We start from the raw sequence: 8868 nt of genomic DNA, 5'->3' as shown, positions 1-8868 counted from the left end.
TACATCTTCACTCACAGAGGCTTTGTGCAGTATCACCTCTTGCTTGGTTACATTTAATATTTCTTTTACCCATTGTAAACGTTGAACTACCGCCTGATGTTCTACCAAGGTTTGATTCAGGATGTAGGCTAGATTACTAGCTGCTATTGCTGTTTTTGGGTTATCTGTGTTGCCTTGGGCTATTAATTCCCAGTCCGTGTCTATACACAAAATTTGAGCATTGGAGTCGGGGATTTCTGATTTTAGGTGGTTTTGGGTTAATATTACTCCTATTGAGAACCAATCTTGTGAAGGGTTTGTTGGCTCTATTGCTACATAAGCCCCTCCTGCTTTTAGTATTGCTAATAAACCTAATACCATCTCTACTGAAGGTTCGACACAGATACCCACAGGTGTTTCTGCAACAACTCCTAATTGTTGCAAGTAATGAGCTAATTGATTAGCTTTTCTATTTAGTTGGGAGTAGGTCAGCTTTTGTTCTTCAAATACTACTGCTATTGCATCTTGGTTTCGATCGCTTTGTTCTTCAAATAACTGATGGATACATTTGTCTTTCGGATAATCTGTTTTGTTTTTTTGCCATTCCTGCAGGAGTCTTTGTTGCTCTGTTTCTGTTATTATGGGGAGTTGTGATATTTTTTGTTGGGGATCTGCTACTATGGCTTTTAGTAGGGTTTGAAAATGTTCTATCATCCCAGCAATGGTTTCTCTGTCAAATAAATCTGTGTTGTACTTAAAAAATCCACCTAGACATGAGCCAATAGGTACCATTTCTAATGATAGATCGAATTGACTTTCCTTAATCGGTCTTTCATAAGGCTCTACCTTGAGTCCATGCCAATCGGATGAGTCATTCCATTCATTCGATAGCAGTTTTTGCCATTCTTCCATTTTTTGCAAGATAAAACCAACTTGAAAAATTGGAGAACGACTTGAATCCCTTGCTGGTAATAACTTATCTACTAGCAGTGCAAATGGATAACCTTGATAGTCCAGTGCTTCTAATACTGTTGTGCGTACTTGGGCAAGAAACTCCCTAAAACTTAAATTACCTGACAACTTAGCCCGCATGACAACTGGTTCGACAAAGTAGCCTACGATAGAAGCAAACTCAGGACAACTTCTGCCAGAAGTAGGAGAACCAACCAAGATATCTTCTTGATATGTGTAACGATACAAGAGGAGTTGAAAGGCAGCTAAAAGAATCGTGTAGAGTGTTGTACCTTCCTCTTGAGTTATTTCATTGAGTTGCTCACTCAGCTTTTCGGACAATTTGAAATGATTAGCAGCACCTTTATAAGTCTGTATAGTTGGTCGTAGTCGGTCAGTCGGCAAATTCAATACAGGCAAATCTCCTGCCAGTTGTTGTCGCCAGTAGTTCCAGAGGCGTTCTCCTTCCGGCCCCTCTAACATACCTTTTTGCCACTCAACATAATCTTGGTAGAAGTGCTTTAGAGGCAGAAGAGGTAACTCAACACTAGCTTTTTGGGCTTGATATAGTACTGGCAATTCTTTAAAAATTAGGTCTAGAGACCAACCATCAGCAGCAATGTGATGTATGGTTAGTAATAAAATATGCTCTTGGTCAGAGCAGGTAAACCACCTAATCCGTATCACTGGCGATCTTTCTATGTCAAAGGGATGCTGATGAGCTTCAACCAATCTTCTGTCTAATTCATCTTTACTCCAGGTGGCAGCATCAACTTGTAAGAAGTCTAATTCCTGATGTTTATGTACTTGTTGAATTGGTTTTTGACCAAGCTTGGGAAAAGTGCTAGACAACATAGGATGACGTTCCTTTAAACCTTGGAAAGCTTGACGCCAATCCCTCACATTAACCAGGGAGGCAATCCGAAGAGTAAAAGATATATTATAAACACAGCTCTCTGGTGCTAATTGCCACAAAAACCACATAGCCTGCTGACTATAGGATAGGGGATATACTTCCAGAATATCGGGCTGAGTCTTTAGCAACTGTAATATTTCAGTCTTGTGCTGTTTGATTTGAGATAGCACTAACTTAGTTGACCCTTCGTTAGGAGCACGATAACCTATTTTTTCTCCATTACTCCACAACTGCCAGCCTTTAATTTTTAAATTTTGTAAAAACTCAACTATATTCATAATTCCCCCTCAATCCAATCATTATTATCTATATCTGTTGAACGAAGTTGTCCATCATTTTCCAACTTGCTTTCTTGATTTGTGTCAATCTGTTTTAGTTGCTCGTTGACCTTAATGGCTAACTCAGTAATACTTACCCCTTCTATAAATTGGGAAACTTGAATATTGACTTCCAACTTAGTTTGAATCCGACCTCGCAATTCTAATGCCATCAAGGAGTCAACCCCCATTGTGTTGAGAGGCCGTTGTATATTTATTTGAGAATCTTTTATCCTCAATACCTCAGAAATTTCACTTTGGAGGTAAGCCAGTAACATACTTTCTCTCTCAGTTGTCGATACAGTCTTAATTTTTTCTAAAAACTGGTACGTCTTAACTGATTTTTCTGTTTGACTTACAGTTAAATCCTCAAAAAATAATGGTGGACTCACCCCTCCAGGAAGTTTTTCTAGAAACTGAGACCAGTTTATAGGAACTACTCCCACACCAATAGCATTAGTGCCCAACAATAGTTCTAAAGCTTCTACTGCTTTCTCAGGTAGAATAGGCTCAATTCCTCTTCCTTGGTTTTGAAACTTCTCAGTTGCTTTTAACTGAGGTTCTAAACCTATTCCTAAAATAGCCCCCCAGTTAATGGTTATTGCTGGCAAATCTAGGGATTTTCGATAGTAAGCAAAGGTATGCTGAAAGGCATTAGCAGCAGCATAATTAGCCGCACCTTCTGTACTCAAAAGATAAGCCATAGATGAAAATAGCAGAAAAAAGTCTAAAGACTGATTTTGACTAAGGAGATGAAGATTCCAAGTTCCTTGGACTTTAGGAGCCATAACTTTTACAAACCTTGGCCAATTGTGGGACTCAATTAGAGTATCATCTACAACGCCAGCACTGTTAATAACCCCTTTCAACGGTGGCATCTTTTGTTCAACTTCAGACCAAACCTTACTTAGTGATTCCCAATTAGATATATCTGCTTGCGCCACCATTACCTGAGCGCCAGCTTGTTCTAACTCCTGCAACTGGTCTTTAGCAGTTTCCTTAACTCCACTACGTCCAATCAACACTAAATGCCTCGCGCCCTTTTCGACCAACCAACGAGCCACAAGTAAGCCCACACCCCCTAGTCCACCTGCAATTAAATATGTAGCGTCTTTACGAACAGTGACAGGATTGTCCATAGTCTTTTGAGTATACCGAGAAGGCACTAACCTGGCCACATAACGATTTTCCTGTCGGAATGCTACTTCATCTTCTCTGGACTCTGAAAATATTTCCGACATCAGGATTCTTGCTTGCTCCTGAGCGGTTTCCTGTGGGTCTAAATCTACACGCACACACTTTAGTTCAGGATGTTCTGCACTAATGGTCTTTCCCATTCCCCATAAAGAAGATTGGGCTATGCCTGAGACCACAGGATTATTATCTGGTACAGCCTGTGCTCCTTGAGTCACTAACCACAGATGAGGAGATGGGGATAATTCAGTCTTAGCTAATGCCTGCACTAAGGATAAGGTACTACCACATCCAATCTGGGATGCTAAGGTTAGTTCTTCCGTACTAAAATTACCTTCTGGTGTTTCTAAGCTCCAACATTGAATAACTCCATATAATTTCCCTGACTGTATTACATGAGAAATCAGCTTTTGAAAATTTTCAGGGTTTTCCGGATTAATCGTAAATTCTTCTGCCTCTACCTGTTGATATGCTTCCCCAGGCTTAACCAAGTTGCAAATTTCTCCTCGCGATCGCATTTGAGTCGCTAAATTTTCACCAACCCCTTGTCTATCTGCAAAAATAAACCAACCTTCTTGGGGTTTAGATTTAGATAAAGCTAAAGATGATGGGGTTGGTGAAGATTGAGCAATAATTACACTCTGCGGAAATACTTCTTGGTTATTTCCCTCTACCCCTGGTAAAACAACTACTTCAGGAAAATCACTTTCTTTTAGGAGTTCTTCCCATTGATAGCTCTCTAATAGAGGATGGTTAGGTCGTAAGTCCACATCTTCAAATCTCCACCATCCTTCTAATAATCCGGCAAATAAATCCACCCAACGCTGACGATTTGTCCCTTCCAACAATACCAAAATTCCTCCTGGGGCCAGTAGTTGTCGGACATTTTCTAACGTCTGACGTAAATATGTGGTGGCGTGCAGTACATTCGCTGCTACAATTACATCATACTGATGAGATTCAAACCCCTGAGCTTTTGGATCTTTTTCTATATTTAGCTGTTTATAGTCTACAAACGGATAATCCCGGAACTTTTCTTGTGCCTTGCTAGTAAACAAACTACCCAGGTCGGTGAATACATATTCTGTTTGCTGAGGATTTAGGTGAGGCAGAATAAAGCTTGTCGTTCCTCCAGTGCCAGCCCCTATTTCCAATAACCTTACTCCTCTGTCTTTTGGTAACTTTTCTAAGGCCGTTAATATTCCTTGTTGAACTAGGGTATTCATTACTTTGGCTTCAGATGATTCCTCATAGAGTTGAGTTGCTGTGGTTAAATCTCCTTCGGGGAAAACTAGCTGTAGTGGATCTGCTGTTCCTTTTAATACTTCACTTAGTTGAGAACCACAACGATCTAGTACAGTAAGTTCTACCTTACCTTGAGGGTATTGACTTTGCAATGCCTGGTTTTTCTCTTGAGGATTAGTTTTCCCTGGAGTTTTAATTACTTCCCAACCCTCTGTTGTTCCTTTGATAATTTCTACTTCGTCCAATATCTCTAACAAACGGTTAAACAGTCGTCTATGTTGGGATACAACTTCTAACTTTTCCGCTAAAGATTGACTAGAAAAACTTTCTCCCTCTGGAAATAACCAGCTCATTTCTACAAATGCCTGGACAATATAATCAACACTCAAAGCTTCTAACTGACTTAAGAATTGACTGTAGCTATTTAAGTCAATCTCTGATACCAATTTCGATACTAGAGGGTTGAGTTTCCCAGATACTTCCCCTGGTCTCAATATGTATTCTGGTGGTAATTGCCGACCAAAACGAGGTTGCCAGCGCCATTCCACATCATATAACCAATTCCTGAGTTCATTAGCTTGGCTCCCTAGCAACGCTTCCCTTGTCACTTGTTTGAGTTGCAAGCCTTCCATTATAGCAATTGTTTCTCCTGCGCTGCTCAAGAGAGTAATTTTACCACTTAAAGTGTCTTTATTGTCTTTTAATGGTATTGTTACAGATGCCATTGCCCACATATTGGCAGCGGGACGACGGTATACCGTCAAGCGTTCGATTAATACTGGCACATAGGTACTCTGACTTTCCTCTGACCCAATTGCTGCAGCGATTGCCTGCATACCTATATCTAAAAGTGCAGGATGTAGTTGGTAGTTTATCAAATCTCTTACCAGTTCCTCTGGCAATTGAACTTCCCCTATCGCTTGGCCTGACCCACGCCACAACTGCTTAATACCCTGAAAACTAACACCGTAGTCAATACCTTTAGCCTGAAATTGTTGGTAATGCTCCTTAACATCTATCTTCTGAGGACAACTTACTTTCAATCCTTCTAGGTTCACCACAGCAGGTTCACTATCTACTTTCTGCTCTCTAAGCTTCCCTTGTGTGTGGAGTGTCCAATTCGGCTGTTGTCCTTCGTCTTGTTGGTCTGCGCTAAATATCTGAAATTGGTAGGTTCCATTTTCCGATGGGGTGAAAACTGTTTGAACTGCCTTGAGTTTCTCTTGATGTAAAACTAATGCACTTTGAATCACTAAGTCTTCTAGCACCAATTTTTGGGACTTAAATATAGTCACACCCGCAGCAACGACCATCTCTAAATAACCAGCAGCCGGAAATATCACCTGTTCAAATACCCGATAGTCCTTCAAGTAGGCTGGTTCAGAGGCACTCAATTGGGATTGAAACTGGATTTGTTCCTGCTGAATCGCAGAGTAGAAGCGTTCACCTAGTAAGGGGTGAGAATCTGTGTCTCTTGACAAATATCTGCTTTTATGCTGTTTTTTCTCCTCTATCCAATATCGTTGTCTCTCAAACGGATAAGTGGGCAATACTACTTTTTGGCCAGCATAATCTTTCTCAAACCCCGACCAATTCACCTTCATCCCTTTGACATACAACTGCCCCAAACTTTCTAATATCTGTTGCCATTCTCCTAATCCCGGTCGTAATGATGGCAACCATACTCCCGCATCCTCTGGTATACACTGCCTCCCCATACCCAACAATATTGGTTTCGGTCCAATTTCCAGGAACAGCTCATAACCTTCCTCGTGTAGAGTTTTCATACTTTGAGCAAATCTTACTGGTTCTCGCACATGACGTACCCAATATTCAGCAGTGGTAATTTCTTCTGGTCCTACTTTTTTACCACTCACATTAGATATCAGTGCTATTCTAGGTTGACTATAAGTTACTTCTCTAGCGACAGTTTCAAACTCTGCCAAAATTGGCTCCATCAATGGAGAATGAAAAGCATGGGACACTTGTAATTGCTTGGTCTTAACCCCCATTGCTTCTAACTTATTACAAATAGCTGCCATCGCTCCACTCTCACTAGAAATCACTATACTTTCTGGTCCATTAATCCCTGCTATTGTCACTTGGGAATTATATTCTCTTATGGCCTCTTTAACCTGAAATTCTGATGCCATTACTGATACCATCTCACCACCGGGGGGCAACTGCTGTATTAACCTCCCCCGCATAGCTATTAATTTCAGACCATCTTCTAAACTGAATATTCCTGCTACTGTTGCCGCTACATATTCTCCAACGCTGTGACCCATCACTATATCTGGCTTAATTCCCCAGGATTCCCATAACTTGAACAAGGCATATTCTATAGCAAACAAAGCAGGTTGGGTATAAGCTGTTTGGTCTAATAAAGAAATACTTGAGTGTTGTGCATTTTGAGGATATAGAACTTCTAATAGTGGTTGTTCTAAATAAGGACTCAGAATTTGGTCACACCGATCTAAAACTTGACGGAAAGTTGGTTGAGTTTCATACAATTGTTTACCCATATTCACATATTGGGAGCCTTGACCTGTGAATAGGAAGGCTAATTTAGAAAACTTACTACCAATCTTTCTACCTTTGACAACTCCTGTTATTTCTTCTACTTCTGCACCTTCTAATTGTTCCTCTAAATGCTTTGTTGACCTAGTAACAATGGCTAGACGCTCCGATAAATGCGATCGCCCCAAATTAGCTGTATAACAAATATCTTCTATAGCTAATTCTGGATATTTATTCAAGTGTTCGTAATAATTCCTCACTAACTGCTTCAGAGCTGTTCCTGTTTGAGCTGACAGCGTTAGTAGATGAAGCGGACGTTCTATTTCTTGATTTTTATTTTTCGTTTTTTGATTCTTGACTTCTACAGGAGCTTCTGCCAGAACTATATGAGCATTAGTGCCACCCATACCAAAGGAACTAACTCCTGCTATTCTTGGTTTTCCCTCCTCAGACCAAGGAATTAATGAAGAAGGAATTTTAATTGGTAATCTATCCCAATCTACATGAGGATTTGGTTGTTTGAAATGTAAATGAGCAGGGATTTCCTGATGTTGAAGAGCTAAAATCACCTTCATCAAAGATGATACACCTGCTGCTGCTTCTAAATGGCCAATATTACTCTTGACTGACCCCACAATTAAAGGCTGATCTGCTGGACGATTTTTGCCATATACTTCTGCCAGAGCTTCTATTTCAATGGGATCTCCTAAAGAAGTTCCTGTACCATGAGCCTCCAAATAGCTAATTTGATGGGGTTCTAACTTGGAATTTGCCAGAGCTTGTTGAATCACCTGTTTCTGAGCCATTCTATTTGGAACCGTCATAGCACTACTTGGTCCATCATGATTAACAGCAGAACCTCGAATAACGGCTGAAATTAGATCGCCATCACTAACTGCATCAGACAAGCGCTTCAAAACTAGGACACCACATCCTTCTCCCTGAGCATAACCATTTGCAGCAGCATCAAAAGTTTTGCAACGACCGTCAGGGGATAGTGCTTTCACTTGGCAACGACCAATAGTGCTGATGGGCGATAATATTAAATTAACTCCACCCACTAATGCTAAGTTGGATTCTCCTGAACGTAAACTCTGACAGGCTAAATGGGTAGCAACTAAAGAACTTGAACAAGCTGTATCTACCTGTATATTAGACCCTTGTAAACCCAAGAGATGAGAAATACGACCTATACCAACACTTCTATTACTCCCCAGAGTAGGGTAACTACTGGCTCCATTTAGAATTACGGCAGCATAGTCATCTGTAGAGATGCCCATGAATACACTTGTCTGACTATTCTTAAGGTTTGTCCAGGTTTGCCCAGAATTTTCCAGTGCTTCCCATGTTACCTCTAAAAGTAATCTGTACTGAGGGTCTAAACTAACTGCTTCTCTAGGAGAAATACCAAAAAATAAGGGGTCAAACTGGTCAACTTGATCGATAAACCCACCCTCTTTTGTGTAGGCTTTGCCCGGAACTCCTGGTTCGGGATCGTAATAAGCGTTCACATCCCAACGATCGGGAGGAACTGGTGTAATGGCATCTATGCCATCATGCAATAAGCTCCAGTATGTTGATGGGTCATTAGCTCCTCCAGGAAATCGACAGGCCATACCAACAATTGCGATCGGTTCTGTTTGGGCTTTGTTTACTGCTTCGAGCCTACTTCGCATTTCCTTCAAAGTTTGAAGCACTTCTTGGGATAAGAAGTTTTGTTGGTTTGTTTGAGAAATATTGCTCATT

General features: G+C 40.7%; 2 protein-coding genes. Both read right to left on the bottom strand.

The window, feature by feature from the left end; all coding sequences use genetic code 11:
* The coding region (locus F6J99_RS17650) for a condensation domain-containing protein (protein WP_293114034.1) at positions 1 to 2124 on the bottom strand (2124 nt) is incomplete at its 3' end.
* Positions 2121 to 8867, bottom strand: a complete 6747-nt coding sequence (locus tag F6J99_RS17645; RefSeq protein ID WP_293114033.1) for a type I polyketide synthase — start codon at positions 8865 to 8867, stop codon at positions 2121 to 2123. The genes F6J99_RS17645 and F6J99_RS17650, both read right to left, overlap by 4 nt.
* Between the last annotated feature and the right edge of the window lies 1 nt (position 8868).

Origin of the sequence: Moorena sp. SIO4G3, from assembly GCF_010692305.1 — a bacterium.
Lineage (GTDB): Bacteria > Cyanobacteriota > Cyanobacteriia > Cyanobacteriales > Coleofasciculaceae > Moorena > Moorena producens_A.
Note: the sequence above shows the minus strand (reverse complement) of the source record. Positions and strands in the feature narration are given on the sequence as shown.